The organism is Paraburkholderia largidicola, from assembly GCF_013426895.1.
Lineage (GTDB): Bacteria > Pseudomonadota > Gammaproteobacteria > Burkholderiales > Burkholderiaceae > Paraburkholderia > Paraburkholderia largidicola.
In genome coordinates this window covers 2,230,721-2,255,179 of the sequence record NZ_AP023176.1, presented here as the reverse complement: position 1 = coordinate 2,255,179, position 24,459 = coordinate 2,230,721, and the positions used below count along the sequence as shown (strand labels likewise).

The 24,459-nt window shown below is 61.0% G+C and carries 24 protein-coding genes and 1 tRNA gene; 14 read left to right on the top strand and 11 right to left on the bottom strand.

What is annotated here, in order from left to right; all coding sequences use genetic code 11:
* Positions 1-23: 23 nt before the first annotated feature.
* From PPGU16_RS38880 to PPGU16_RS38865, 4 genes are all read left to right on the top strand, one after another.
* Complete coding sequence (locus tag PPGU16_RS38880) at positions 24-1,010, top strand: DODA-type extradiol aromatic ring-opening family dioxygenase (RefSeq protein WP_180726106.1); 987 nt, start codon at positions 24-26, stop codon at positions 1,008-1,010.
* Between the two features lie 40 nt (positions 1,011-1,050).
* Positions 1,051-1,908, top strand: coding sequence for an HpcH/HpaI aldolase family protein (locus PPGU16_RS38875; protein WP_180726105.1), 858 nt, complete (start codon positions 1,051-1,053; stop codon positions 1,906-1,908).
* Between the two features lie 66 nt (positions 1,909-1,974).
* Complete coding sequence (locus PPGU16_RS38870; protein WP_180726104.1) at positions 1,975-2,871, top strand: substrate-binding domain-containing protein; 897 nt, start codon at positions 1,975-1,977, stop codon at positions 2,869-2,871.
* A 203-nt stretch (positions 2,872-3,074) separates the two neighbouring features.
* Entirely contained in the window at positions 3,075-4,922 is a 1,848-nt protein-coding gene (locus tag PPGU16_RS38865) for a PD40 domain-containing protein (RefSeq protein ID WP_180726103.1), read from the top strand.
* Between the two features lie 88 nt (positions 4,923-5,010).
* Here the strand turns inward: PPGU16_RS38865 and PPGU16_RS38860 are convergent, their stop codons facing one another.
* Together PPGU16_RS38860 and PPGU16_RS38855 are read right to left on the bottom strand one after the other, a co-directional pair.
* Positions 5,011-6,546 (bottom strand): methyl-accepting chemotaxis protein, encoded by a 1,536-nt coding sequence (locus PPGU16_RS38860; protein WP_180726102.1) that lies wholly within the window; start codon positions 6,544-6,546, stop codon positions 5,011-5,013.
* Positions 6,547-6,854: 308 nt separating this feature from the next.
* Entirely contained in the window at positions 6,855-7,778 is a 924-nt protein-coding gene (locus tag PPGU16_RS38855; RefSeq protein ID WP_180726101.1) for a hypothetical protein, read from the bottom strand.
* Positions 7,779-8,545: 767 nt separating this feature from the next.
* On the opposite strand from PPGU16_RS38855, the gene PPGU16_RS38850 reads away from it, so the two are divergent.
* The 4 genes from PPGU16_RS38850 to PPGU16_RS38835 all read left to right on the top strand — a co-directional run bounded on the left by PPGU16_RS38850 (position 8,546) and on the right by PPGU16_RS38835 (position 12,606).
* Complete coding sequence (locus PPGU16_RS38850; RefSeq protein WP_180726100.1) at positions 8,546-9,571, top strand: porin; 1,026 nt, start codon at positions 8,546-8,548, stop codon at positions 9,569-9,571.
* Between the two features lie 175 nt (positions 9,572-9,746).
* The gene (locus PPGU16_RS38845) at positions 9,747-10,664 is read left to right on the top strand and encodes a helix-turn-helix domain-containing protein (protein WP_180726099.1); all 918 of its coding nucleotides are present in this window, start codon (positions 9,747-9,749) and stop codon (positions 10,662-10,664) included.
* A gap of 131 nt (positions 10,665-10,795) precedes the next feature.
* Positions 10,796-11,974 carry a lactonase family protein gene (locus PPGU16_RS38840; protein WP_180726098.1) on the top strand — a complete coding sequence of 393 codons (1,179 nt, stop codon included), beginning with the start codon at positions 10,796-10,798 and terminating at the stop codon, positions 11,972-11,974.
* Between the two features lie 206 nt (positions 11,975-12,180).
* Positions 12,181-12,606: a hypothetical protein gene (locus PPGU16_RS38835; RefSeq protein ID WP_180726097.1), complete on the top strand. Its 426-nt coding sequence runs from the start codon at positions 12,181-12,183 to the stop codon at positions 12,604-12,606.
* Between the two features lie 33 nt (positions 12,607-12,639).
* On the opposite strand, the gene PPGU16_RS38830 is transcribed toward PPGU16_RS38835, so the two are convergent.
* The 6 genes from PPGU16_RS38830 to PPGU16_RS38805 all read right to left on the bottom strand — a co-directional run bounded on the left by PPGU16_RS38830 (position 12,640) and on the right by PPGU16_RS38805 (position 17,049).
* The gene (locus PPGU16_RS38830; RefSeq protein WP_180726096.1) at positions 12,640-13,392 is read right to left on the bottom strand and encodes an IclR family transcriptional regulator; all 753 of its coding nucleotides are present in this window, start codon (positions 13,390-13,392) and stop codon (positions 12,640-12,642) included.
* A 166-nt stretch (positions 13,393-13,558) separates the two neighbouring features.
* Entirely contained in the window at positions 13,559-14,311 is a 753-nt protein-coding gene (locus tag PPGU16_RS38825) for an amino acid ABC transporter ATP-binding protein (RefSeq protein ID WP_180726095.1), read from the bottom strand.
* On the bottom strand, positions 14,308-14,955 hold the full coding sequence (locus PPGU16_RS38820) for an amino acid ABC transporter permease (RefSeq protein ID WP_180726094.1): 648 nt from the start codon (positions 14,953-14,955) through the stop codon (positions 14,308-14,310). Before PPGU16_RS38820 ends, PPGU16_RS38825 begins: the two co-directional genes overlap by 4 nt.
* Positions 14,956-15,009: 54 nt before the next feature.
* On the bottom strand, positions 15,010-15,729 hold the full coding sequence (locus tag PPGU16_RS38815; RefSeq protein ID WP_180726093.1) for an amino acid ABC transporter permease: 720 nt from the start codon (positions 15,727-15,729) through the stop codon (positions 15,010-15,012).
* Positions 15,730-15,778: 49 nt separating this feature from the next.
* Positions 15,779-16,612, bottom strand: a complete 834-nt coding sequence (locus PPGU16_RS38810; protein ID WP_180726092.1) for an ABC transporter substrate-binding protein — start codon at positions 16,610-16,612, stop codon at positions 15,779-15,781.
* 352 nt (positions 16,613-16,964) lie between these two features.
* Positions 16,965-17,049 (bottom strand) — tRNA-Leu (locus PPGU16_RS38805).
* Between the two features lie 186 nt (positions 17,050-17,235).
* Here PPGU16_RS38805 and PPGU16_RS38800 point away from each other — a divergent pair.
* From PPGU16_RS38800 to arsH, 5 genes are read left to right on the top strand one after another with little or no spacing between them, the layout of a single operon-like run.
* Complete coding sequence (locus PPGU16_RS38800) at positions 17,236-17,568, top strand: ArsR/SmtB family transcription factor (protein WP_180726091.1); 333 nt, start codon at positions 17,236-17,238, stop codon at positions 17,566-17,568.
* Positions 17,565-18,032 (top strand): ArsI/CadI family heavy metal resistance metalloenzyme, encoded by a 468-nt coding sequence (locus PPGU16_RS38795; protein ID WP_180726090.1) that lies wholly within the window; start codon positions 17,565-17,567, stop codon positions 18,030-18,032. Before PPGU16_RS38800 ends, PPGU16_RS38795 begins: the two co-directional genes overlap by 4 nt.
* Positions 18,029-18,550, top strand: coding sequence for an arsenate reductase ArsC (locus PPGU16_RS38790; protein WP_180726089.1), 522 nt, complete (start codon positions 18,029-18,031; stop codon positions 18,548-18,550). The genes PPGU16_RS38795 and PPGU16_RS38790 overlap by 4 nt, the downstream gene beginning before the upstream one ends.
* On the top strand, positions 18,537-19,628 hold the full coding sequence (gene arsB, locus PPGU16_RS38785; protein WP_180726088.1) for an ACR3 family arsenite efflux transporter: 1,092 nt from the start codon (positions 18,537-18,539) through the stop codon (positions 19,626-19,628). Before PPGU16_RS38790 ends, arsB begins: the two co-directional genes overlap by 14 nt.
* Before the next feature lie 2 nt (positions 19,629-19,630).
* Complete coding sequence (arsH, locus tag PPGU16_RS38780) at positions 19,631-20,392, top strand: arsenical resistance protein ArsH (RefSeq protein WP_180726087.1); 762 nt, start codon at positions 19,631-19,633, stop codon at positions 20,390-20,392.
* Positions 20,393-20,479: 87 nt separating this feature from the next.
* Here the strand turns inward: arsH and PPGU16_RS38775 are convergent, their stop codons facing one another.
* The 3 genes from PPGU16_RS38775 to PPGU16_RS38765 are packed head-to-tail and all read right to left on the bottom strand — an operon-like array spanning position 20,480 to position 23,188.
* Complete coding sequence (locus tag PPGU16_RS38775) at positions 20,480-20,791, bottom strand: DUF2934 domain-containing protein (RefSeq protein ID WP_224032348.1); 312 nt, start codon at positions 20,789-20,791, stop codon at positions 20,480-20,482.
* Between the two features lie 35 nt (positions 20,792-20,826).
* Positions 20,827-21,807 (bottom strand): 2-hydroxyacid dehydrogenase, encoded by a 981-nt coding sequence (locus PPGU16_RS38770; protein WP_180726086.1) that lies wholly within the window; start codon positions 21,805-21,807, stop codon positions 20,827-20,829.
* A 13-nt stretch (positions 21,808-21,820) separates the two neighbouring features.
* The gene (locus tag PPGU16_RS38765; protein WP_180726085.1) at positions 21,821-23,188 is read right to left on the bottom strand and encodes an MFS transporter; all 1,368 of its coding nucleotides are present in this window, start codon (positions 23,186-23,188) and stop codon (positions 21,821-21,823) included.
* Positions 23,189-23,306: 118 nt separating this feature from the next.
* Between PPGU16_RS38765 and PPGU16_RS38760 the strand changes: the two genes are divergently transcribed.
* Positions 23,307-24,458, top strand: a complete 1,152-nt coding sequence (locus PPGU16_RS38760; protein WP_180727232.1) for a citrate synthase family protein — start codon at positions 23,307-23,309, stop codon at positions 24,456-24,458.
* Position 24,459: the final 1 nt, after the last annotated feature.

Sequence of the window (24,459 nt, the reverse complement as noted above, 5' to 3'; positions counted from 1 at the left end):
TGTTCAATCATTGAGAAACATACATGGCGAAGATCGTATTCGGGATGGCAGTGCCGCACAGCGGCATGCTGGGCCAGGCACCGGAAGACTGGCTCAAGAACGGCGAGCGCGACCGTAACAATCCGCAGCTGTGGTATCGCAACCGGACGTGGACATATCCTGAACTGGAAGCGCACCGCGAAGCTGCGTTCGAGAAATACCTGACGCTGGAAGAACGCACCGCGCGCGCCGCGCGCTGCCGCGCTGCGCTCGACGGCATGGCGGCGGCATACCGCGACGCGAAGATCGATATCGCGATTATTCTGGGCAAGGACCAGAAGGAGATCTTCACTGACTTCTCGCCGTCGATCGCGATCTATAGCGGCGAGGAAGTGCACAACGGTCCGCCGCAACGTTCGGTCTACGCACCGGACCATCACGTCACGCATCCGTGTCATCCGCAGCTCGCCACGTATCTGATCGACCATTTCCAGAAAGAAGGCTTCGATCTGACCGATCTGTTTGCATGGCCCGACAACGTGTGGATGAAGCCGCTGCCCGAGTATCCCGTGGTGCCGCATGCGTACAGCTTCGTGTATCACCAGATCATGAGCGACGACCCGCCGCCGCACGTGCCCATCATCATGAACTGCTTCTACCCGCCTACCCAGCCGTCGATGTCGCGCTGCATCGAGTTCGGGCGCGTGTTGCGGGATGCCATCAACGCATGGCCCGAGGACGTGCGCGTCGGCATTTTCGCGTCGGGCGGCCTGTCGCATTTCGTCAACGACGAAGAGTTCGATCACCGCATCATGAAGATGCTGGCCGAGTACGACTACGACGGTCTCGCCGCCGTGGATGACCGCTCGTATCAGTCGGGTACGTCGGAAATCAAGCTCTACGTGAGCGTGATGAAGGCCGTGCAGGAAACGGGCGCTGAAATGACGCTGGTGGACTACGTGCCGTGCTGGCGCACGCCAGCCGGAACCGGCGAAGGCATGGGCTTCATGTACTGGAAAGCCGCCGATTGATCGTTACCGCATCGACCCCATTCAACCGAGAGTCAAGACCATGAGCGATACGCGCCTGAACAGCATCATTCGCGCTTTCGAATCCGGCAAGCCCGCGTTTGCCGCGTTTTCCAAGCTGGACAAACAGTCGGCCATCGAGATGAGCGACGCGCCGTATGACGGCATCGTCTTCGAGATGGAGCACAACCCGTACGACGTGTCGGCGCTCGGCGATGCGTTGCAGTACATGCTCAGCCGCAAGCAGATCGTCGAATCCGGCTCGGTTGCGCCGCGCGTCACGCCGATTGCCCGTATTCCCGCCAATGGCGCCGAAATGAATCAGGCGTTTGCGAAGCAGGTGCTCGATCGCGGCGCGTATGGCGTGGTGTGGCCGCATGTGTCGACGGTCGAGCAGGCCTATAACGCCGTCGCGTCGTGCCGTTATGCGCGACCCAACAATGCGCCGCTGTACGAGCCGAAAGGCATACGCGGCGACGGCCCGGCAACGGCCGCGCGCTACTGGGGCTTGAGCCTGGCCGACTACTACAGGAAGGCTGATGTGTGGCCGCTGGCGCCGCATGGCGAAATCCTCGTCGGCCTGATGTGCGAGAGCACCGAGGCAATCGAGAACCTCGACGACATTCTGTCGAATGTGCCCGGCATCGGCTTCATCCTGATCGGCGAAGGCGATCTGAGTCAGCAACTCGGCTATCCGCGCGACTACGAACACCCCGTCGTGGCCGATGCGATGCGGCAAATCGTTTCAATTTGCCATAAGCACAATGTCGTCGTCGGCAATCCGCATGTGAACGCGAAGAATCACAAGCGGCTGCTCGAAGAAGGCTATCGCTTCCTGATGTCCGCGCCGCTGAAAAGCTACGGCGTCGTCGGTATGGCGCGCGAGATGGCCGGCTATTGAATGCACGGAGTCGAAAGCCCGGTCGAGGACAGACTGCAATTCATTCGAATATAAGGACGAAGATCCATGACTACCACTCTCACTGAGGTGCCGACGCTACGCACCAACCTGGCCACTTATCCCGTGACGAAGGCGATGAAGGACGGACGGGTTGCATCGGACCTCGTCAACCTCGACTTCTGCGGACCGACGCCCGCGCACAACGGTTTCAAGGCGATGGTGCGCGAGAACAGGTTCGATGCGGGCGAACTGGCGATCGTCACGTTCCTGCAGGCCAAGGCATATGGCAAGCCCTATGTGCTGCTGCCGACGCCGATCTCGGGCCGGTTCCAGCATCATTGCGCGGGCTTCAATATCGACTTCGGGCATCTGGAGCCGAAGGATATCGAAGGCAAGAAAGTCGGCGTGCGCACTTACACGCAGACGACAGCGCTGTGGATTCGCGGCATTCTGCGCCACGAATACGGTGTCGATCTCGACAAGGTGACGTGGATGACACTCGGCGACGGCCATCTTGCCGAGTATCGCGACCCGAGCAATTGCGAGCGCTTGCCGGCGGGCTCGTCGATTCCGCAGATGATGCTCGATGGCGAACTGAGCGCCGCGCTGCTCGGCGAAGACATGCCGAAAGACCCGCGTGTGCGCACGCTCGTTCCCGATGCGCAGGCTGCCGCGAAAGACTGGTTCGCGCGTGAAGGCGTGGTCCCCATCAATCACGTGTTCGTCGTGCACGAAGATCTTTCGAAGAAGCACCCCGACGTGGTTCGCGACCTGTACCGGATGATCGTCGAAAGCCGTGCGCTGACGGAAGGCGGCGTGCCAGCCGTGTTTCCGCCTGTCGGCCGGGAAGCGAACCGCAAGGGCATCCAGCTGGCGATCGATTGGGCGCTCGATCAGAAGATCATTCCGCATCGGCTGACGGTGGACGAGCTGTTCGATGACGTCACGGGCAGTCTGGGCTGATAGCGACGCTTCGCGCTGGCGAGATCCGGAAGAAGCAGTAAGAGACAGACAACACAAAGCGCTCACCGACATGGAGACGCAGGAGCGGCCGGACAACTCGGCCCGCTTACTGACGCATAAACAACTGGAGGCATTTCGCTGTGTATTTGACTTCGTCACTCAAAAAACTGCTGGCATGCGTTGCGGCAGGGGGCGTTTGCATCATGATACCGGCGGTGGCCGGTGCGGCGCAGAACGGGGACCTGCTGCTCAACCGTATCGGACCGGTGACGTCCGAGCTGTATGTGTCGAATGCGGACGGTTCAGGCGAGCACCGCCTGATTGCAACCGACGGCTTCGACTATCACGCTTCCTTTTCGAAGGATGGGCAGTGGGTCGTCTTCACGTCGGAGCGCGATGGACTCGGCGAGTCGAATCTGTATCGCGTGAAGATCGACGGCTCGGGCTTGCAACGGCTCACCGACCACCTCGCCGTCGACGATGCCGCCGTCGTCTCGCCAGCCGATCCGAACCTCATTGCATTCGTTTCGTCGCGCAGGGGCGAGGCCGGTTTCGGCACGACCAACGTGTGGACGCTGAACATCGCGACGGGCGCGCTGAAGAACGTCACGGGGTCGATCGCGTTCGATCCCGGCAAGCCGCATAGCTACTTCCGGCCTTCGTGGTCGCCGGACGGCAAGTGGCTGGCGCTGTCGTCGGATATCGGTTCCGACTGGCGCGGTCATAACCTGCCCGTCGGCTGGGAACGCACGCAGGAAAGCAGCATCTATCTGATCCGGCCCGATGGTGCCGGATGGAAGAAGATTGCGGGGAATCCGGGCTTCGATGAAGGCTCGCCGTCGTGGTCGCAGGATGGCAAGCAGGTCGTGTTCTATGAGACGCCCGTCGAGTCGACGTGGGGCGCGCATCGTCCCGAGGGGATCAACTCGGTCAGTTCGCAACTGGTGTCGGTGGATGTATCGGGCCTTGGCCGAACGACGTTGACGTCGACGCCGGGCCTGAAGGTGTTTCCGCAGTACGTGAGCGCGACGAACGTTGCCTATCACGTCAAGGGCGGCGACACGGAAGGCATCTACACGACGGCGGGCACGTTCCGCTCGACAGCGGGTACCGGTATCCGCTCGCCGCGCTATTCGGCGGACGGCAGCAAGATGGTCTACGAGAAAGTGACGTTCCGGCCGGCGCACGCGAATGGGACGCCGCTCTTCAGTTTCGACCGTGCGTGGAATTACAGGTACATCGACGTGTTTCCGCAGCTGTCGGCGGATCGCAAGAAGCTGGTGTACACGGAAAAGGCGATCAACTCGTCGATTGCCATCATCAACCCCGATTTCTCCGGCTACACGCGCATCTACGATCCGTCGACGAGCGGCCTCGATCCGGACATGGTGAAGAAAGGACTCGCAGGCGCATTCCAGCCGACGTGGTCGCCGGACCGTCAATGGGTCGCATTCGGCGTGGGTGACTGGTTCTTCACGCGTGGCGCGGGGCCGGGCCGTATCGCGCGGATCAAGGCGGACGGCAGCATGAGCGGACATCCGGAAATCCTCACGGACGGTTCGATCAACGCAGGCTTTCCGAGCTACTCGCCGGACGGCAAGAAGATCGTCTATCGCGTGTGGAGCCAGAAGGTGCAGGGCCTGCGCATTCTCGATCTGGATACGCGCACCACGACGGTCCTGACCACGGAAGCGGACAACCTGCCAGGCTGGTCGCCGGACGGCACGAAGATCGTGTTCACGCGCAAGCAGATCAACCCGGCCGATCCGAACAGATTCAACTACGACGTGTTCACCATCAAGCCGGATGGTACGGGCCTCAGCCGCCTGACGGACGACGGCTCGAACCAGGGGCACGCCGTGTGGACGTGGGACGGGCGTATCGCGTACAGCTCCGGCACCTATGGTTTCAGGGACGAACTCGCGCTATACGACAACAGCTTCCAGCCCGACGGACAGAACTGGGTGATGAACGCCGACGGCAGCGATCAGCACGCCATCACCGACACGCTGTGGGAAGAAGCGATGCCGATGTACATTCCGAACCCTTGACCGGTTGATTCCATCGATATGAAAAAGGGCGCTGTGTTGTTGCACAGCGCCCTTTTTGCATTTCCTGACTGACGTGCTTGCGCTCGACTCAAGCAAGCCGGAACTGCGTAACGGAAGCACGCAGGCGTGCGGCCTGATCGTCGAGCGATGCGGCCGCAGCAGCAGCCTGTTCGACCAGCGCGGCATTCTGTTGCGTGACTTCATCCATCTGCGAGACGGCACGGTTGACCTGCTCGATGCCCGTGCTCTGTTCGGTCGATGCCGCCGCAATCTCGCCCATGATGTCGCTCACACGCGCAATCGATTGAAGGATTTCGCGCATCCGTTCGCCCGCGTCGGCAACCTGGCCGGTGCCTTCGTCGACACGGACGAGCGATGCCTGGATCAGCGCCTTGATGTCCTTCGCAGCCGACGCGCTGCGTTGCGCAAGCGAGCGCACTTCGCCCGCGACTACCGCGAAGCCGCGGCCTTCCTCGCCGGCGCGTGCGGCTTCGACGGCCGCGTTCAAGGCGAGAATGTTGGTCTGAAACGCGATCCCTTCGATGACGCCGATGATGTCGCCAATCTTGCGCGACTGTTCGACGATGCCCTGCATCGTGCCGACCACCTGATCGACCGCTTCGCCGCCGCTCTTGCTTGCCGCCGACGCCTGCACGGCGAGCTGGCTGGCCTGGCGCGCGTTATCGGCGTTGTGCTGCACGGTCGTCGTCAGTTGCTCCATGCTCGCGGCCGTTTCCTGCAGCGATGCCGCCTGCTCCTCGGTCCGTTGAGAGAGGTCGGTGTTGCCTTGCGAGATTTCGCTCGACCCCGTGGCGATGGATTCGCTCGTGAGCTGGATGTCGCGCACGAGTTCGCGCAACTTGAGCTTCATCTCGTGCAGCGCGAACATCAGGCTGCCGCGATCCGCCGATGCGAGATCGATCTCCGCGGCCAGGTTGCCTGCCGCGATCTGCGCGGCGAACGCGGCAGCGTCCGAGGGCTCGCCGCCGAGCGTCCTGCGAATGCTCCTGGTCATGTACCACGCCATCAGGCACACCACTGCGAGAATCGCCGCCGAAATCGCGAGCAGGCGGGTGGCGGTGCGCCAGAAGGCAGCGTCGATGTCGTCGTAGAAGAAGCCCGTGCCGATCCACCAATCCCATTCGGGAACCGCGACGACGCCTTGCAGCTTCGCTTCGTACTTGCCGTTCTGCGAGCGCTGGATCAGCACGTCGACGAGTGCGTAGTGACTGTTCGATAAACCCCGCCGGTAAGCGTCCAGATCCGTTTCGCCCGGCAACGCGCCTTTACCGACCATGCGCCTGCCGATCAACTCGTCGACGGGATGCACGAGCATCAGGCCGTTTGGGTTCATCACCCAGTAGTAGCTCTTTTTGTCGGCGTTGAGCGCATTCAAGGTGCGTTTCGCAGCCGCTTGCGCTTCGTCGTGCGTCATTTTGCCGTTCGCTTCGAGCGCGCGGTATGACTGGATCATGTGTTCTGCTTTCGTCAGAAGATTGATCGCTTCGGCCTGGCGGTTGGCAATCAGCGCATTGTTCAACGCATGCAGCGACACGGCGACGACACAGGCGATGCCCAATAGTGCCGCGGTGACCAGCACGATCAGTCGGGTAGAAATTCTCATTGGCTTGCGGTTGGAATCGTTAGGGCTCTGCAAGATTTATCGGCCGGATGCCGGATAAATTGAGTGCAGGGCGAATTCGAATTCGCCATATCGGGCCCAGTTTTTCTTATCGCCCAGACGTGCGAAGCGCGGCTTGTGCCGCGCTTTCGAAGGGACGGTCTTCGGAAGTGGTGTGCTGCGATTCAGGCCGCTTTCGTCTGGACCTGACGAAAGCGTGAATCCTGGCTAATTGCTTTAACGAGCGCACCAGCGACGATTGGCAACCCGCTCGACGGGTCGCCAATCGATGCATGCAGTTACGCTGCCAATCAGAAGTGAATTTCTGCCATGAGCATGGGTGCGGACGTGATGGTGCCGACTGTTTCGCTGGTCGGCGTGCCGTACATGTGATGCCAATACTCATAACCGACGCCGGCGTAGACCGCGCGAGGATGACCAGCGAACGAGCCCAGATCCGCGAGCAGCGAGACCCGTGTGAGGAATTCGGTGGTGGTTTCGACGCCGAAGCCGTCCTTGCCTTTGGGGCCAGTCACACTGGCGAAGCCGCGGAAAATGAATGGAACGGGACCGGCTCTGAACGGAAAGAGCCACGAGCTTTCGATGTGCCATGCCGTATGAAAGTGCACGTCGACGCCGGTAATGCCGTTGTGATTGCTCTCGGTTCGCGCACCCGCCGTCAGATTCAGGAAGCCGCGCGGTAACGCGAATTCGATAGTCGGACCCAACACGAGCATCCGTGCGCGTTCCCCATAAGCGTCGTTCTTCGCACCGAATTCATAGCCGACGGTGAAGCCCGCGTCGCGAATGATGCCGATGCCCACGCGCCGTCCAAGAATCTTGCCTGCGCTCAGTTCGACGCGGCCGATGCTATACACCTCCTGTGCGCCGCCTGACGACGGACCGCCCGCTTCAGGATTCGCGGCGTTGGAGACGAGGTAGTCGACATTGAATGCATAGCTGCCGAACCGGAAGCCGCCCGTGGTCGTGAGCGAGCCGATGTTCTGCACGATCTTGGCGCTCATGCCCGGATAGTGGAAGTCATTGCCGTAGCGATAGCCGATATACGTATCGTTCCATGACACGGGCGGCTCGCCGGGCTCCTCGCCCGACTTCAGACTCGGCGCAGTGAGCGGGGCAGCCGTGTTCGTTTGTGTCTGTGGTTTCTGCGGTGCATCCTGCGGCGCTGAAACGGCGGGCGCGGTGTAGACCTCCGCGTATCCAGGTTCGCTCAAGCAACAGAGCATTGCTGCGCCGAGAAGCGATGTGCGCAAAGCTGCCGATATGTTTTTCATGTCTCCGTCCGATGTGCATTTGTTATCAATCCCGCTTTGTCCAGCTTGCTGGAGGACGAACAAGGAGCAAGATGCTCGGGGCGTAGTTGTGAGAAGCCGTCTGGACCATCGAGCGTGGCCGCTTTCGGGCTCCCGGTCCGGCCGCACCGCCGACGTGTGGTTGAACGAATCAACACGGAAAAGGGTGTCGCGGTGGGAAGAAATACTATTGAATGCCTCGACGTTTGCCTTTACACAAAAATCAGATTCGCTGGCATTTTTGTGTGGCGTGTTGAAGCGCAGACGCGTCTCCGTCTCGAATCGCCGTCAGTTGTTCGTCGATAAAAAATGCCAGTGAATCTGATTTTTGTGTAGGGACGCGCGAGCGGGCCGCACCTATTCTTGCTCTCACAAGACAATGCGTCCGGCGGCGGGAGTCTTCTTCCGGTTGTCGGCGAGCGAAGTCAACAGGAGACGCTATTGCCCAGCAAGGTCGCCCCCGTCGAGCGGTCAATGAGCATTCGCTCACACCTTGCGCCTTCTCCCGCTACTCTACGACCCGGACACACGCGACGCCGCGTATCCCCGTCGTCTCGCCGCACAGCCGCGCAAGCGACGCAATCAGCTCTACGAATTTAATCAACGGAACCGCGCATGGCTTCATCGTGAGTCATGCGTTCGCGCCAATCCGGCTGGTTCCAGAAAAAGCAGAGACTGTTGGAGACAAAATGAAGAAGCTGATCGTTATCGCATCGGGCGTCGCGAGTGTGTGCGCCGTCAACGTTGCACATGCGCAATCGTCGGTCACGCTATACGGCGTGATCGACAATGGCATCGAGTATCAGAATCCGGGCACGGGATCTGTGACGCGTGCGGTATCAGGCGGACTGTTCGCGAGCCGATATGGATTGAAAGGCAGCGAGGATATCGGTGGCGGCCTGCATGTCAACTTTCAACTGGAGCAGGGATTTTCAGGCGTGACGGGGGCGGCTTCGAATTCGGCCGCAGCCTTCAATCGACAGGCATGGGTCGGCATGTCGGGTGGCTTCGGTGAGATGCGCTTTGGCCTTCAGAACACGCCTCAGTACATCTTCATGAACCCCGAACTCGACCCGCTTGCAGTGATGAGTGTCGCGTCGCCGATGAACAACTTCAACAGCCTGACCGTGCGCGTCAACAACGCGATTTCCTACTTCACGCCGACGGTCTACGGCCTGACTGCGCAGTTCATGGTCGCCATGCGCGATTCGACGACAAAGCCCACAAACGGATTGCAGTTCTATAACGCGGCTGTCCGCTATGTGAACGGGCCGTTCCGCGCAGCGGCTGGCTATGAGCAGGCCGCCAACGCGGCCGGAACCTCGATACTGAAAATTTTCAACGCCGGTGCGTCTGTTGGAGTGGGGGCTGCGCGCTTCTATCTGGCGTACCACACGGAGCGGCAGACCGACGACAGCACGAAGCGCGACGTCTACGAAGCATCGGGGTCGTATCTGCTCAGTCCCGCCGACTCGGTAGCGCTGCTGTACGGTTATGCGCACGATAGAACGGGTCAGGGAAATAACGCTCAACAAGTCGGTCTTGCTTACGAACACTTTCTTTCCAAGGTCACGACGCTTTACGCATCGGCCGGCTTCATCCAGAACCGGAATCAGGCGCACTTCACGCTGAACGGCACGGCGTACACGGGCGTGACGGTTGCGCCCGGCAACAATACGCGCGGCATTACGCTCGGAATGGTGCACGCATTCTGATATCCGAAGGCTGGCGGCGCATGCGTTGGGGTAAATCGCAGGTCGCTGCCCACGGTACGGTATGCGAAGATGTGGAGCAACCTGGAGACGGTGAATCACGCAGGGACCGAGTCCTGTGATACTGAAATAACGATGGCGGCCGACACCCAGTCGGCCAGACCGTCAGAGAGACACGATGACGTACAGTGCCATGGCAAAGGTTCAACCCAAGTGGAACGACAAGGCGAAGCACACCACCGTTCCCAAGGTCCGTTTGTACGTTGAGCGCCCCGAGGAAGAGAACTGGTTGGTGCATGTCGGGCATGTGACGGACCGGGGGCGCTGGCGAACGGAACCTCACGCGCATCCGGCCTACGGTCAGGTCATATTCGTTCGTAGCGGACGCGGCGTCATGAACCTGGAAGGCAGCAGCGTGCCGTTCGAAGGTCCCTGCGCATTGCTGTTGCCGACAGAATGCGTTCACGGCCTCGACTATGAGGTCGATGTGGACAGATGGGTCGTGACGATCGAGGTCGCCTATCTGACGCAAGTCAACGCGAAGCTCCACGAGTTCATCGAGTTGTGGGCGGCACCGCGGATGATCCCGCTCGCGGATTCCGCGGACGCGGGAATGGCGTTCTACAGCCTGATGCAGCGCCTCAAGGATGAGGTCGAGTCCGACGCGGTCGGTCATGTGGTGGGCGCGGAAGCATTGCTCACTACGCTGCTGCTGATGTTGCTTCGTGAAGCGCGTCTCGACCAGACAGGCAGCGAAAGCGGGACGCGCAACGATATCCGCCTCGTCGACCGGTTCCGCAAACTGATCGACCAGCATTACCGCGAGAACCTGCCGTTGCAAGACTATGCTTCGATGATGGCGGTGTCGCTGGTTCAACTTCGCGCAGCCTGTGCTTCCGCCACCGAGCAAAGCCCCACCAAGATGATTCATGCACGGATCATCACCGAGGCCAAGCGCGATCTGATCTTTGGGAACATGTCGGTGGAACAGATCGCGTTCGGTCTTGGCTTCGCGGACGCCGCGTACTTTACGCGCTTCTTCCGCCGGGAAGTGGGGCAGGCGCCGAGCCAGTTCCGCGCGGCGGCGCGGCAATAGTCGCAAGCGTTCGCGTTGCGTCGTGCCGCATTGATCGGTCGAAAAAATGCCAGCGAATCCGATTTTTGTGCAAGGACGCCCAATTGCATATCGACTACGCTTAGCCCATTTGTTCTCGAAGCTAATCGCTGATGACTCGGTCCCTCCAGAGAGACAGGCTAACGCGTTACGGATTCATCGCGGCGTTCATCGCGCTGACGTTGTTGACGGGATTGATCACCGCGTGCAAGAGCGTCGCTCTGCGCACGGGCGATGCGCAAACGGATCTCGTCTATGTGGGCACGCAAAATAGCGAGATTCGCGCGCTGCGCTTCGATACGTCGACCGGCAAGCTGAGCGCGATCGGCACGGTGGCGCAAGGGCCGAAAGCGACGTGGGTCGCCGCGCATCCGCGACTGCCCGTGCTCTATGCCGTCGATGACGACAGCGCCCGAGAAGGCAGCGTCACCGCTTATGCAGTGAACCGCGCAACGGGCGCGCTAACGAAAATGAACGTGGTTCTCGCTGGCGGCAGCGGCACGACGAATCTCTGGCTCGACACGTCCGCGACGACCTTGCTTGCCGCGAATTTCGGCGGCGGCTCGGTGTCGAGCATCACGGTCAATGCCGATGGGAGCCTGGGCTCGCTGGTATCCACGATCAGGGAGACTGGTTCGGGCCCGAACCGCCGACAGGCGAGCGCGCACGCGCACAGTGCCGTCGTCGATCCATCGGGGCGCTATGTGCTCGTTCCGGATCTCGGCGCCGATCGCGTGTTCATCTATCGCTTTGACCTTGCGACGCACGCATTGCTGGCCGGCGATGAAGCTGGCCCACATCCGTTCGTCGTTCCGCCAGGCAGCGGCCCTCGTCATATCGCGTTTGGTCCGGATGGCACGCTCGCTTATCTGCTCACCGAGTTGTCGGCGGAAGTCATGGTGCTGCGCTGGGATGCGGCGAACGCGCGCCTGACGCTCGTGCAATCGTTGCCTGTCAGTAATGTTGCCTTTCAAGGTGTGAAAAGCGGGGCGGAGATTGCGATCAGTCAGGACGGGCGCTTTGTGTATGTGGAAAACCGCGGCGAAAACGAACTGGTCGTTTATCGCGTGAATCCTGAAACAGGGATGCTTTCGCTGATTCAGCGCGCGTCGTCGGGTGGCGACAAGCCGTGGGGCTTTGCGATTCATCCGTCGGGGAAGTGGCTGCTGGTCGCTAACCAGCGTAGCGGGAAAGTGAATGTGTTCCGCATTGATACCGCGACGGGCATGGTGTCGGACACGGGAGAAGCGGTCGATATGTCGACGCCCGTTAGTGTTGCCTTCGTGGAGTGAGGAACGGGAGTACGCGATGCTGTTGAAGCCATTGCGCTGACGGCTGAGGTTTCGTGCGCGGGGTCGAGAACGGGGCGACCCTATCGCGGTGTCCATTCCATTTCGACCAGATTCGGTCGATCGTCCGTTCGAGATCAATTCGAGAAGCTTGCATTGGGCGCTGCGGTTCTGTTTTGTTCGAGTACCTGCGCACACCCATGACACATATGAAGGCACTACTCTTTACAACCTCTTTGCTCCTCGCCCCTTTGATCGCACATGCCGAAATAAGTCACGATACCTTTTGCTTTAGTTCAGGAGGGGCGAAATCGACGAATTTCGAAATGCAGACCTATTTTGATTCGTCGAGCAAGTTGTCGTGGGGGTTCGTCAAATATCAGAATTCCCGACAAGCCATTCCATTGATCCTTGCCGAATCAACGTCACAAACACTCGACAAGAATGCTCCTGATGAAGAAACCACAACCTGGGTCGAGGTTCATGGAAAGCAGGTCACGGGTGAATATCAGATGGTGAGCCAAGGGACGATGGTCCCTTCGATGGTTTATATCAACAAGAAAAGCGGCAAGAAAACCGCGTTTGGATTGAATTCAGGCGCTGCGACTGACACAGGCAGTTGCGACTGGCAATGACAGTGCGAATCGCCTTCTCGAAGCCGATGCAGATCAAGCTGCCTGCGACAGCGATTTCGCGCTGGCGATCAGATCGTCGAGCATCGCGGCACGCCGGCCCGGATCGGTGTCGCGTCCCGTCATGAAGCACAGCGCTGCGATGGGCAACCCAGTGCGATCGCGAACCGGAGCGGCCATGCAAAGCCGGAACGACATCGACAGACCCTCCGTGCAGCAATAGCCTTGGGCTGCCGCATCGCGAACGTCCCGCATGAAGTCGTCGAACGCGATACGGCGTCCGTCAACCAGCACGTAGTCTTCGTCTGGAATCAACGCATGGACGTCGTCGTCGGTGAGATGGCCAAGCAACAGACGACCCGTCGCCGTCCATGGAATCGGCACCTTCACGCCGATATCGGATGTGATGTTGAATGGGCGCGCGCTGTTTTCCGACAAGACCACCGTGTACTTGTTGCCTTCGAGCATGCATAGTTGTGCAGTCTCGTCGTACTTGCGCACGAGACCGAGTATGGTCTGATGCGCGCGGCTGATGAGATCATTGTGCATCGCGTAATCGGCGCCGTAGTAGTGCATCTCGCGTCCGAAAAACACGCTGCCGTCGGCGGCCGTTTCGAGCCACCCCGCCTCCGTGAGGATCGTGACCAGTTCGTAGACGCTCGAACGCGGTGCACGCGTTGCCTCGATCAACTCCCGCATCGTCAGCGGACGCCGCGCAGTATGCAGCTCCCTGAAAATGCCGATCACGCGGTCCACGCCCCGGGCCCGTGACGATTCTGGTGCAGACATTCCGTAGACTCCGTCGGCGATAGGAACCGCAGTTCGTTCTTGTGTTGTCGTCGTAAATACTTCAGCGTGCGTTTCCGCGGCGCGAGGTTAGCGGACCTTGGGCCGGCCTGCCGCATTTTTCGCGGCAGCACTGGTCACAGTCCCACGCGCCGATGGATGTAATGGATCAGTGATCGAGCACGCGGTGCAGGAACTGCTTCGTCCGTTCGTTCTGCGGCGTGACGAAGATCTCTTCCGGCACGCCCTGTTCGGCGATTACGCCTTTGTCCATGAACACGACGCGGTCCGCCGTCTTGCGCGCGAAGCCCATCTCGTGCGTGACGACGACCATCGTCATGCCGTCGCGCGCGAGCCCACGCATGACCTCCGTCACTTCGCCGACCAGTTCAGGGTCCAGCGCGGATGTCGCTTCGTCGAAGAACATGATGCCGGGCTCGACGGCCAGCGCACGCGCAATCGCAACACGCTGCTGCTGCCCGCCCGACAACTGGCTCGGATAGTGTTCGGCGCGATCGGCGAGGCCCACGCGGTCGAGCACATCCATCGCGCGTTTGCGCGCGTCGACGGCACTCATCTTGCGCGCCTTGATCAGCGCGAGCGTCACGTTGCCCAGCGCGGTCTTGTGCGGAAACAGATTGAACTGCTGGAACACCATGCCGACGTGGCCGCGGATTTCCTTGGCGCGGCGCACATCGTGCAGCGGAACATCGTTGACCCAGACTTCGCCCGAATCGGCCGTTTCGAGGCCGGCCATGATGCGCAGCACCGTGCTCTTGCCCGAACCGGATGCGCCGATCAGCACGAGCACTTCGCCGGGGCGCACTTCGAGATTGATTTCCTTGAGCACCTTCGTGGCGCCGAACGACTTGCTCACGCCGTTCAGGTTGATGACTGGCTTGGACCCGATGGATGTGGTCATGACAACAGGCTCCGACGATCATGATGGCGCACCCACTGCGACAGCGGGAAACACACGACGAAATACAGTACGGCGACGAGTCCGTAGATTTCGACCGGCTTGCCGACGCGGTCGACGATGGCCTGACCGCCATGCATCAGCTCCGACAGGCCGATCATGCTGACGATCGACGTATCCTTGATCAGCGACAGATACTGGCCGATCAGCGGCGGCAACACGATCTTGCCCGTCTGCGGCAACACGACCGAGAAGAACGTCTGTGTCTTGCCAAGGCCGAGAATCTGCGAGACTTCCCATTGCCCTTTGGGCACGGCTTCGATGCCCGAGCGGAACACTTCGGCGATATATGCGCCCTGGTACACGCTCAAGCCGACGACACCCGCCGCGAACACATCGATCGCATAGCCGAAGTACGACACACCGAAATAGATGAACATCAGCGTGATGAGCACGGGTGTGCCGCGAAACAGCTCGGTGTAGAGCTTCGCGACGCGCGCGCTGCCCCATGGTCCGAACGAGCGCAACACGGCGGCGAGCAGGCCGATCAGCGTGCCGCCGACAATCGACGCCGCAGAGAGCAGCAAGGTCGCGACCAGTCCATGAAGCAGGATCGACAGACTGGTCGTCAGCAGTTCGGTTGACATGGGCGGTTTCCCCTCTATGAATCAGACGCGGGCCGGATGCGGTTCAGGTCGGGTTCAGTTACGGTTCGCTTGACGCGGAATCAGCAATAGCCGCCTACGCGTGTGCTGCTTCAGCATTAAGGGCGGCTGGAATACGCGCGCGCCGATCTGCTCCGCGATCCATGACAGGCAATTGCTCAGGACCAGATACGCGATCAGCGTGACCGAGAACGTCTGGATATAGAGCAGCGTGCGCGCATTGATCACGGTCGCCGTTCCCGTCAGTTCAGGCAATGCAATCGCGGACAGCAGCGACGTGCCAAGCAGCAACTGGATCAGGTTGTTGACGATCGCGGGATAGACGGCGCGCGCCGCTTGCGGCAAGACGACTTCGATAAAGATCTGCGCACGCCCAAGGCCGAGAATGCCGGCCGCTTCGATCTGTCCGCGCGGCACCGACTGAATGCCGGCGCGGAAGACTTCGGCCATATACGCCCCCACATTCACGCCGAGCGCAATCACGCCCGCCGTATACGCACTCAGATTCAAGCCCAGCGATGGCAGACCGAAGAACACAATGAATATCTGCAGCAGAACGGGCGTGTTGCGGATCAGTTCGATATAGCTGCGCGCTACGACACGCAGCGGCGCGAGATGCGACGCGCCCGCGAGCGCCGTCAACAGGCCGAGAATCTGCGCGACGCAAAATGCGAGCAGCGTGATCTGCAACGTGAGCCACGCCGCCTGGAAGAACTCGGGCACATAGCCCCACAGGGTCAGCCATTGATAACTCATCGCCATTCCTTCGCAAAGTCGGGCTGTCGTTCGCGCCGCGCGTTCGGGTTCAGAACTGCGGGTTCAATGGATAGCGGGGCGGGGTGCCGAACCATTTCGTGTAAAGCTGCGCATTGAGCTTCGACGCGTTGATGTTGAACAGGAACAGGTTCAGATAGTTCAGCCAGACCTGATCGCCCGCCTTCGCGCCGAACGCGTTGTATTCGAGCGGGACGAGGGCTTCGTTGGTGACGGTCAGTTCCGGGTCCAGCTTCGCCTGATAGGCGAGAAAGTTGTTGTCTTCGATCATCGCGTCGGCCTGGCCCTGCTTGACGGCGAGGATGGCGGCTTCCGAGCTGTCGTATTCCTGGATCTTCACGGGGATGCCCAGCGCGCGCACTTCGTCACCGTTCGTCGATCCCTTGACGGTCGCAATCGTGTGGCCGGACATGTCCTTGACCGACTGAATGCCGCTGCTCTTCTTGACGAGCAGCGCCTCGCTCGCGACGACATAAGGCGTCGTGAAGGCGATCTCCTTTGCGCGCTCGAGATTGCGTGTGAAGTTGCAGAAGACTACGTCGACTTTGGCGGTCTGCAGATTCGGAATGCGGTTTGCGCTCGTCGTGTTGACCATCTCGAGCTTGACGCCCATCTGTTTCGCCAGTTCTTTCGCGAGATCGACGTCGTAACCGTCCGGTTGCCCGCTCTTGTCGTAAAAGCCGAAGGGCGCAAAGCTCAGACAGTCACCGACACGCAGCGTGCCGCGTTGCAGGACGGCCTGCAAGGTCGAGCCGGTCGCGGCATCCTGGCCGGGTGCCTCGACCTTGGTGCAACCGGTGAGTGCCAGCAGGCCGACGACGGCGGACAAACAGGCGAACCTTGCGCTTTCTTTGAACAGTCTCATTTTCGACCCTGTGAGAGAAATGCCCATCTGGACGGAGCGCTCGCGACCAAAGCGGAAAGGGCGGCCGCAGGCGTGACAATCGATCGATCGCGTACCTGCCTGTTTGTCCGGTATATCGGAATCAAGTCCGGTACAGCAGATGCGGCCCAGTGTTCCACGGAAAAAAAGGAATGACAAGCGGGTATACGAGCGGCTCGCCGGGCTGGTTTGAGGGCGCAGAGAAAGCTGCGGAGTACCTTTTCCGACGTCTTCAGGGTCGCGAGGGGCACACACGAAAATCTTGCTATTTATTTCGATGTGCGAAATGACGACGCGGAAGGTAGGGTGATGTGGCAAGTGCCGGAATATGTTCTGGTGCCCAGGGCGGGACTCGAACCCGCACGCCTTTCGGCGCTACCCCCTCAAGATAGTGCGTCTACCAATTCCGCCACCTGGGCAAGGGGGCGCAATTGTATCGACTATCGCATCACATTTTCAAGTGGTCCGTCAGGGAAGTCCGCGCTTTGCAGCGACACGCTATCCGTACGTGAAACTGCAATCACCCTGCGACTCACCAACCCTCCGAAACCACATCATTTCAACATTTCTTGAAATATAGAAATGGAGCGAGTAAAGTGATCGACATGGACACGATCAACGCCGTACGCGCGCTCGGCGCGCTCGCTCACGAATCCCGCCTCGCCATCTTTCGCCAGCTCGTCATTGCCGGCCCCGAAGGCATGGCAGCGGGCGAAATCGCGCAGCAGCTGGGGATTTCTCCTTCTGGCCTGTCGTTTCACCTGAAAGACCTCACGCACGCCGAACTGGTGACCTCGCGACAGGAAGGGCGCTTCGTCATCTACACCGCCAACTTCGATGCGATGACCACGCTGATCGGCTTTCTCACTGAGAACTGCTGCGCGGGCGCCCCCTGCGCCGCCAGCGACCTTTCCAACTGCTGCGGAGACAAGCCATGAAACGCATGCACATCCACGTCGCGGTCGAGAACCTTGCGGACAGCATCCGCTTCTATAGCGCGATGTTCGGCAATGTCGAGCCGACGGTGACGAAGCGCGACTACTGCAAGTGGGAGTTGACCGATCCGCCCGTGAACTTCGCGATCTCGCAACGTGGCGCGAAACCGGGCGTCGACCACATCGGCATCCAGGTCGAAACCGATGAAGAACTTGCCGAGATGAACGCGCGCTTCGCCGCGGCCGCCCTCCCTGTGCAGCACCAGAGCGGCACCACGTGTTGCTATGCGAAGTCCGACAAGGCGTGGACCGTCGATCCGCAAGGCGTCGCGTGGGAAACCTTTCGGACGCTCGAATCGGCCCCCGTTTACGGGCAGTCGCATATCGAAGCGTTATCCGCGAACGAAACCACGGCTGCCTGCTGCATTCCGTCCGAGACCGCGATGTCATTCCGGAGCCGCCAATGAGCGACAAACCTTATTCCGTGCTGATCCTCTGCACGGGCAACAGCGCGCGCAGCATCATGGCTGAAGCGCTGTTCAACGTGCTTGGCAAAGGGCGCTTTCGCGCCTACAGCGCGGGCAGCCATCCATCCGGCGCGGTCAATCCGTTTGCGATCGAGCGATGCCGCGCGCTGGGTTACGACACGGCACCGATGCGCAGCAAGAGTTGGGACGAGTTCGCCAAATCAGACGCGCCGCAAATGGACTTCATCATCACCGTGTGCGATCAGGCCGCTGGCGAGGTTTGCCCGATCTGGCCCGGCAAGCCCGTCACAGCGCATTGGGGATTCGAAGATCCCGCGGCCTTCGAGGGAAGCGACGATGAAAAGCGCAAGGTCTTCGACAAGGTCTATCGACAGATCATGAACCGCGTGAGCCAATTCGTGAACCTGCCGTTGCACGTTCTCGATCACAACGCGATCCAGCGTGAAATGCGCGCGATCGGCGAGCGCCCGGCAGAAGAAGCCAATGAGCAGCATTGAAGCCCGCAACGCCGTGCGCCCGGCGATCGGTTTTTTCGAGCGCTATCTGACGCTGTGGGTTGCGCTGTGCATCGTTGCCGGTGTCCTGTTCGGCCAGATCCTTCCGGGTGTGTTTCAGGCGATCGGCCGTATGGAAATGGCGCACGTCAACGTGCCCGTCGGGATGCTGATCTGGGTGATGATCATCCCGATGCTCGTCAAGATCGACTTCTCGGCGATGAAGCAGGTCGGCAGCCAGTGGCGCGGCATTGGCGTGACGCTCGCGGTCAACTGGCTCGTCAAGCCGTTCTCGATGGCGCTGCTGGGCTGGCTGTTCATCCGTCACGTGTTTCGGCCCTGGTTGCCCATCGAGCAGCTCGACAGCTACGTCGCGGGTCTGATCCTGCTGGCCGCCGCGCCGTGCACGGCGATGGTGTTCGTGTGGTCGCAACTGTGCAAGGGCGATCCGTATTTCACGTTGTCGCAGGTCGCGCTGAACGACTCGATCATGATCGTGGCGTTCGCTCCACTCGTCGCGTTGCTGCTCGGCTTGTCTGCGATTACGGTGCCGTGGGATACGCTGATCGCGTCCGTCGGTCTGTACATCGTCATTCCCGTGATCCTCGCGCAACTGTTGCGGCGCCATCTGCTCGCGCGGGGCGAAGCGCATTTTCGCGGCGTCGTCGCGCGCCTCGGCCCGTGGTCGATCTGCGCATTGCTTGCGACGCTGGTATTGCTGTTTGCGTTTCAAGGGCAGGCGATCGTCGCGCAGCCGCTGGTGATCGCGATGCTTGCCGTGCCGATCCTCGTTCAGGTGTTGCTGAACTCGGGGCTCGCCTATCTGCTCAATCGCAGGCTTGGCGTCGCACATTGCGTGGCGGGACCTTCGAGTCTTATCGGCGCGAGCAACTTTTTCGAACTCGCAGTCGCCACGGCAATCAGCCTGTTCGGTTTCCATTCGGGCGCGGCGCTCGCGACGGTGGTCGGCGTATTGATCGAGGTGCCCGTGATGCTGCTGGTCGTCGGCATCGTGAACCGTTCACAGGCCTGGTACGAATCAGGGCATCGGCAAGCCGCGCCCAGCCTTCGGAGAAACTGATCATGCTGAGCGATCTGCCGAACATCAGCGCTGCACATCTCGACACGCCGCAACTGGAGAAGCTGACGCCCGCGGCTGCATCGACGCATCCGCCGCGCATCCTGCTGCTTTACGGGTCGCTGAGGGCCACGTCGTACAGCCGGCTGCTTACGCTCGAAGCCGAACGCATCCTCCGGCATTTCGGCGCGGACACACGCGTATTCGATCCTCACGGCCTGCCGCTCGCCGACAGTGTCCCGGCAGACCATCCGAAAGTGGTCGAACTGCGCAAACTGTCCGAGTGGTCCGAGGGACAGGTATGGTGCAGCCCCGAGCGTCATGGCAACTTGACGGCCGTGTTCAAGAACCAGATCGACTGGCTTCCGCTCGAAAGCGCGGGAATACGGCCGACGCAAGGCCGCACGCTCGCCGTCATGCAGGTATGCGGCGGCTCGCAGTCTTTCAACGCGGTGAATGCGCTGCGCGTGCTCGGCCGGTGGATGCGGATGGTGACGATCCCCAACCAGTCGTCGGTCGCGAAGGCCTGGCAGGAGTTCGATTCCGACGGCCGGATGAAGCCCTCCGCCTACTACGACCGCGTGGTCGACGTGATGGAAGAGCTGTTCAAATTCACGCTGCTTGTGCGGGATCGTTCGGACTATCTGACCGATCGCTACAGTGAACGGAAGGAGGCAGCGCCCGCGCCGGCAAGCACGCTTGCCAGCGCGGCAATGCGACACGAAACCAGTTCGAATGCCGATACCGACGACAGCGAAACTGAATGAGCGCGACCACGTTCATGTAGACAGAGACGTGGGCGCCCGGATCGTTTTTTCGTGTGCATCGATCGATGACGATTCACCCAGCGTCCATCACCTCGTCCGCTTCGCGCGCGGCTTGCCTGCCGCATCGCCATTCGGGCTGTCGACGTCCTGCGGGTCTTCGCTTTCCAGTTGTCGCTTGTCGGATTGTTCGATCGGGGGCTCGTTGGGCGCATCGTCCGCGCCCTCGGCCTCGATCTGCCGGCGTGCCGTATCCCAGTACTCATCAGCGTGTTTCCTGGGGTCCTCATCCCGCTCCCAAAGTTGATAAGCACGTTCACGAATCCGATCGTCGGTACTGCGTTCGCCACCATATTCAGCCATGTCGCTCTCCGGGGAAAATAGCGCCTTTGCATTGAGCATTCGCGATGCCTGATCCCGGAATGGCGTCGGCCATGTCATCCGATACTTTCGACGGCGGCATCAACCTGCCTGTCACGCGGGCCGGGAAGCCCAAAATGCCTCGCAAGCGTATCGACGACGTTCTCCGCCATGCTCCTCCGCGTTTCGTCCGTCGCCGAGCCGATATGCGGCGTCAACACGACCCGGCGATCGCGGATCAGCGCTTCGGGTACGACCGGTTCGTGCTCGAAAACATCGAGCGCCGCGCCCGCAATCGCGTCCTGCGCCAGCGCGGCAATCAGCGCCGCCTCGTCGACCACGGGCCCGCGTGAAATGTTGACGAGATACCCACGCGGTCCGAGCGCATCGAGCACCGCGCTATCGACGAGATGATGCGTGGAAGGAGACAGCGGGCAGGTCAGAATCAGCATGTCGCAATCGCGCGCGAGCCGGACGACGTCGTCGTAGTACGGCATATCGACCGATTTCCGGCTCGGACCGAAATACGCGAGGGTCGAGCCACATGCCCGCAGACGTTTCGCGATTGCGGACCCAATCGTGCCGAGTCCGACAATCCCGACCTTCATGCGCGAGATCGAACGCCCAAGCGGATAGTGTCCATGCTCGGGCCACGCGCCCGTACGGACGAAGGCGTCGGCGTTGATGAAGTCGCGGGTCACGGCAAGCGCAAGACCGACGGCTGCATTCGCGACGTCTTCGGCCAGAATGTGCGACGTGTTTTCGATCGTGATACCGCGCGATCGGGTTGCCTGCACGTCCAGATTGTCGAGACCTGCGCTGTAGCTCGAAATGATCTCGACAGCAGGTACGGCATCGAGAAACGCTGAATCGATCTTCGTCTTGCGCAACGCGATGCCGCGCACTTCATGACCATGCTTCGCCAGAAACGCAGCGGCGGCGTCGGGATCTTTCGGCAGATCGAGAACATTGAATAGCGCCCTGAGTTCCGCATTGGTCCACTCGGGCAATTCCGCCGCGTTGAGTACGGTGGGCTTCAGCGTGTCCGCTTGTTGCATAGCTTGATTTCCATTAAGTGCCGGGCGTGCGCATCTGCACGCGCTTGATATTGCCCATGAACAGCAGGTAGACGACTGCCGCGACGAGGCAGTGTGCAGCGACGAAGTAGAGCCCGACCGTATAGCCGCCCGTTGCCTGCACGATGTAGCCGAACGCGATCGGCGTGACGATGCCGCCGATGTTGCCCACGCAATTGAAGATCGCGCCCGCAAGGCCAACCGCCTCGCGAGGCGCCGTGTCGCTGACGATGGCCCACGTGCCCGCGCCCGCCGCCGTGCCTTTGCCGAAGAACGCAAGCGTCATCAGCAGCACGATCAGGACATTGCTCTCGGTGAAGGCGGACAGTACGATGCAGCAGCCCACCAGCATGCCGACGATATACGGGGTCTTGCGCGCCCACGAAACGCTCCAGCCGCGACGGATGAGCATGTCGGAGATCACGCCGCCCGCAATGCCGCCGAGAAAGCCGGACACCGCGGGAACCATCGTTGCGAAACCCGCTTCCATGACGTTCATGCCGCGCGCCTGCACGAGGTAGATCGGGAACCACGTGATGAAGAAATAGCTCAGCGCGATGGTGCAATACTGGCCGATATACGAGCACCACAGCATCCGGTTGCCAAGCAGCGTCCGCACGAGCGCCCACGACACGGCGGGTCGTGCCTGCAGTTCGTGTTTCGAGTCGATGTCGATCATCGCGCCGCCTGCGATGATGTGATCCAGTTCGCTCGACGATACGCGCGGATGGTTGCGCGGTTCATGCATGACGACGGCCCACAGGCCAGCCGCTGCGATACCGATGAGTCCAAGCGCGATGAACGGCGAGGGCCAGCCGAACTTCCCCGTGAGCCAGCCCGCGAAAGGCGAGAAGATCGCCACCGCGAAATACGAAGCGGAAGCGAAGAGGGATGTCGCGAGGCCGCGTTCTTCCTTCGGGAACCACATGACCGCGACGCGGCCGTTCGCCGGGAAGCTCGGTGCCTCGATCAGGCCGAGCGCGAAGCGCAGCGCAAACAGCAGCGCGAGTGCAACGGAGACATCCGACGTGACGTTGCCGATGAAGCCGACCAACATGGTCGCGATCGACCACAGAATGAGCGTCGCACCATACATCTTCTTGGTGCCGAGGCGGTCGAGCAGCAGGCCGCCTGGAATCTGGCCCACCACATACGCCCAGCTGAATGCCGACAGCACATAGCCCAACTGCACATGATTCAGGCCGAATTCCTTTGCGATGCCCGGCCCGGCAATCGACAGGATTGCGCGGTCCGCATAGGCGATCGTCGCCAGCAGCAGGATCGTCGCAAGGATCGAGTAGCGCGTGCGCGTCATGCGCTCCGATGCCGTCGATATATACTGGGTCGTTCGCTGTGAAGCCATCGATGTCTCCTCCTGGGTGCGCGTCGTGCGGATTTTCTTGGTGTGTTTATGTGTTGCATTAAACCGGCGGCACCTATGACCGTCAACCTTGATTGAGTCAATCAACGTGAAGAACTGGATGACACAGGAGGAGGCGTGCGCGGCGCTCGGCGTGCGCAAACAGACGCTATACGCCTATGTCAGCCGCGGTCAGATCGAGGTGCGCTGGGACCCCGATCACATCAGCCGCAAGCTTTATCGCGCGTCGGATATTTCGATGCTGATGAAAAAGCGCGACCTGGGGCGCGCGCGCAAGAACATCGCGGCGAGCACGATGGCGTGGGGCGAGCCGATCATCAATACGCATATCTCGACCATCGTTCGTGGCAGGCTGTATTACCGTGGCAAGGACGCGATTCAACTGGCCGCGACCGCGACGCTGGAGGAAACCGCGCAACTGTTGTGGGATTCGGCCGAACGGCCCCGCTTTCCGGCTTCCCAACCGGTCAGGCTGGAAGGGTCCGCAAGAGCGCGTGCCTTCGCCGCCATGAGCATGGCAGCGGCTGAGGGCGGGTCGGTTCACGCGCCGGACGTCGAGCGCATGCATGAGGACGCGGCCGGACTGGTCGGTCGTCTCGCGAGTGCGTTTGTCGGGCTTGATTCGGACGAGGGGCCGCTGCATCTGCGCATCGCGCGTGCATGGCGGGCTGAGCCGCATGCGGAGCTGTTGCGCCGGACGCTCGTGTTGCTCGCGGATCAGGAACTGACCAGCTCGGCGTTTGCTGCGCGTGTTGCTGCGTCGACGGGGGCGTCTCTGGGTGCGTGCATGCTGGCGGGACTTGCCGCGTTCTCCGGGCCCTTGCACGGCGACGCGATTGCACGCGTACATGCGTTGATCGACGACGCGCGCCATTCAGGAGCCGCGCAGACCGTGCGACGCCGGCTCGCCGACAACGAGCCGTTACCCGGCTTTGGACACGAGCTCTATCCGCAAGGCGATCCGCGCGCAGCCTGTCTGCTGTCGATGTTGGCGCCGTCGCGAACGACGAGCGAGCTGATTGCTTGCGTGGACAGCCTGACGGGCATGCAGCCCACCATCGATATTGCGTTTGCCGCACTCGTCGAGCAGTGCGAGTTGCAAAGAGACGCGGCCTTCGCGCTGTTCGCGATCGCACGAAGCGTAGGCTGGGCCGCGCACTCCATCGAACAGATGACGAGCGGCAGTCTGTTGCGTCCTCGCGCGCACTATAACGGGCCTGCCGTCGCGGAAGAGGACGACCTCGAAGCTTGAG

Bases quoted from the DNA above. Each gene is read 5' to 3' on its own strand.
- PPGU16_RS38790 (WP_180726089.1), top strand. From the start codon at position 18,029: ATGAGCGACAAACCTTATTCCGTGCTGATCCTCTGCACGGGCAACAGC.
- PPGU16_RS38795 (WP_180726090.1), top strand. From the start codon at position 17,565: ATGAAACGCATGCACATCCACGTCGCGGTCGAGAACCTTGCGGACAGC.
- PPGU16_RS38810 (WP_180726092.1), bottom strand. From the start codon at position 16,612: ATGAGACTGTTCAAAGAAAGCGCAAGGTTCGCCTGTTTGTCCGCCGTC.
- PPGU16_RS38880 (WP_180726106.1), top strand. From the start codon at position 24: ATGGCGAAGATCGTATTCGGGATGGCAGTGCCGCACAGCGGCATGCTG.
- PPGU16_RS38860 (WP_180726102.1), bottom strand. From the start codon at position 6,546: ATGAGAATTTCTACCCGACTGATCGTGCTGGTCACCGCGGCACTATTG.
- PPGU16_RS38875 (WP_180726105.1), top strand. From the start codon at position 1,051: ATGAGCGATACGCGCCTGAACAGCATCATTCGCGCTTTCGAATCCGGC.
- PPGU16_RS38815 (WP_180726093.1), bottom strand. From the start codon at position 15,729: ATGAGTTATCAATGGCTGACCCTGTGGGGCTATGTGCCCGAGTTCTTC.
- PPGU16_RS38820 (WP_180726094.1), bottom strand. From the start codon at position 14,955: ATGTCAACCGAACTGCTGACGACCAGTCTGTCGATCCTGCTTCATGGA.
- PPGU16_RS38765 (WP_180726085.1), bottom strand. From the start codon at position 23,188: ATGGCTTCACAGCGAACGACCCAGTATATATCGACGGCATCGGAGCGC.
- PPGU16_RS38770 (WP_180726086.1), bottom strand. From the start codon at position 21,807: ATGCAACAAGCGGACACGCTGAAGCCCACCGTACTCAACGCGGCGGAA.
- PPGU16_RS38840 (WP_180726098.1), top strand. From the start codon at position 10,796: ATGACTCGGTCCCTCCAGAGAGACAGGCTAACGCGTTACGGATTCATC.
- PPGU16_RS38870 (WP_180726104.1), top strand. From the start codon at position 1,975: ATGACTACCACTCTCACTGAGGTGCCGACGCTACGCACCAACCTGGCC.
- PPGU16_RS38760 (WP_180727232.1), top strand. From the start codon at position 23,307: ATGACACAGGAGGAGGCGTGCGCGGCGCTCGGCGTGCGCAAACAGACG.
- PPGU16_RS38800 (WP_180726091.1), top strand. From the start codon at position 17,236: ATGGACACGATCAACGCCGTACGCGCGCTCGGCGCGCTCGCTCACGAA.
- PPGU16_RS38830 (WP_180726096.1), bottom strand. From the start codon at position 13,392: ATGTCTGCACCAGAATCGTCACGGGCCCGGGGCGTGGACCGCGTGATC.
- PPGU16_RS38865 (WP_180726103.1), top strand. From the start codon at position 3,075: ATGATACCGGCGGTGGCCGGTGCGGCGCAGAACGGGGACCTGCTGCTC.
- PPGU16_RS38850 (WP_180726100.1), top strand. From the start codon at position 8,546: ATGAAGAAGCTGATCGTTATCGCATCGGGCGTCGCGAGTGTGTGCGCC.
- PPGU16_RS38775 (WP_224032348.1), bottom strand. From the start codon at position 20,791: ATGCTCAATGCAAAGGCGCTATTTTCCCCGGAGAGCGACATGGCTGAA.
- PPGU16_RS38835 (WP_180726097.1), top strand. From the start codon at position 12,181: ATGAAGGCACTACTCTTTACAACCTCTTTGCTCCTCGCCCCTTTGATC.
- PPGU16_RS38845 (WP_180726099.1), top strand. From the start codon at position 9,747: ATGACGTACAGTGCCATGGCAAAGGTTCAACCCAAGTGGAACGACAAG.
- arsH (WP_180726087.1), top strand. From the start codon at position 19,631: ATGCTGAGCGATCTGCCGAACATCAGCGCTGCACATCTCGACACGCCG.
- arsB (WP_180726088.1), top strand. From the start codon at position 18,537: ATGAGCAGCATTGAAGCCCGCAACGCCGTGCGCCCGGCGATCGGTTTT.
- PPGU16_RS38825 (WP_180726095.1), bottom strand. From the start codon at position 14,311: ATGACCACATCCATCGGGTCCAAGCCAGTCATCAACCTGAACGGCGTG.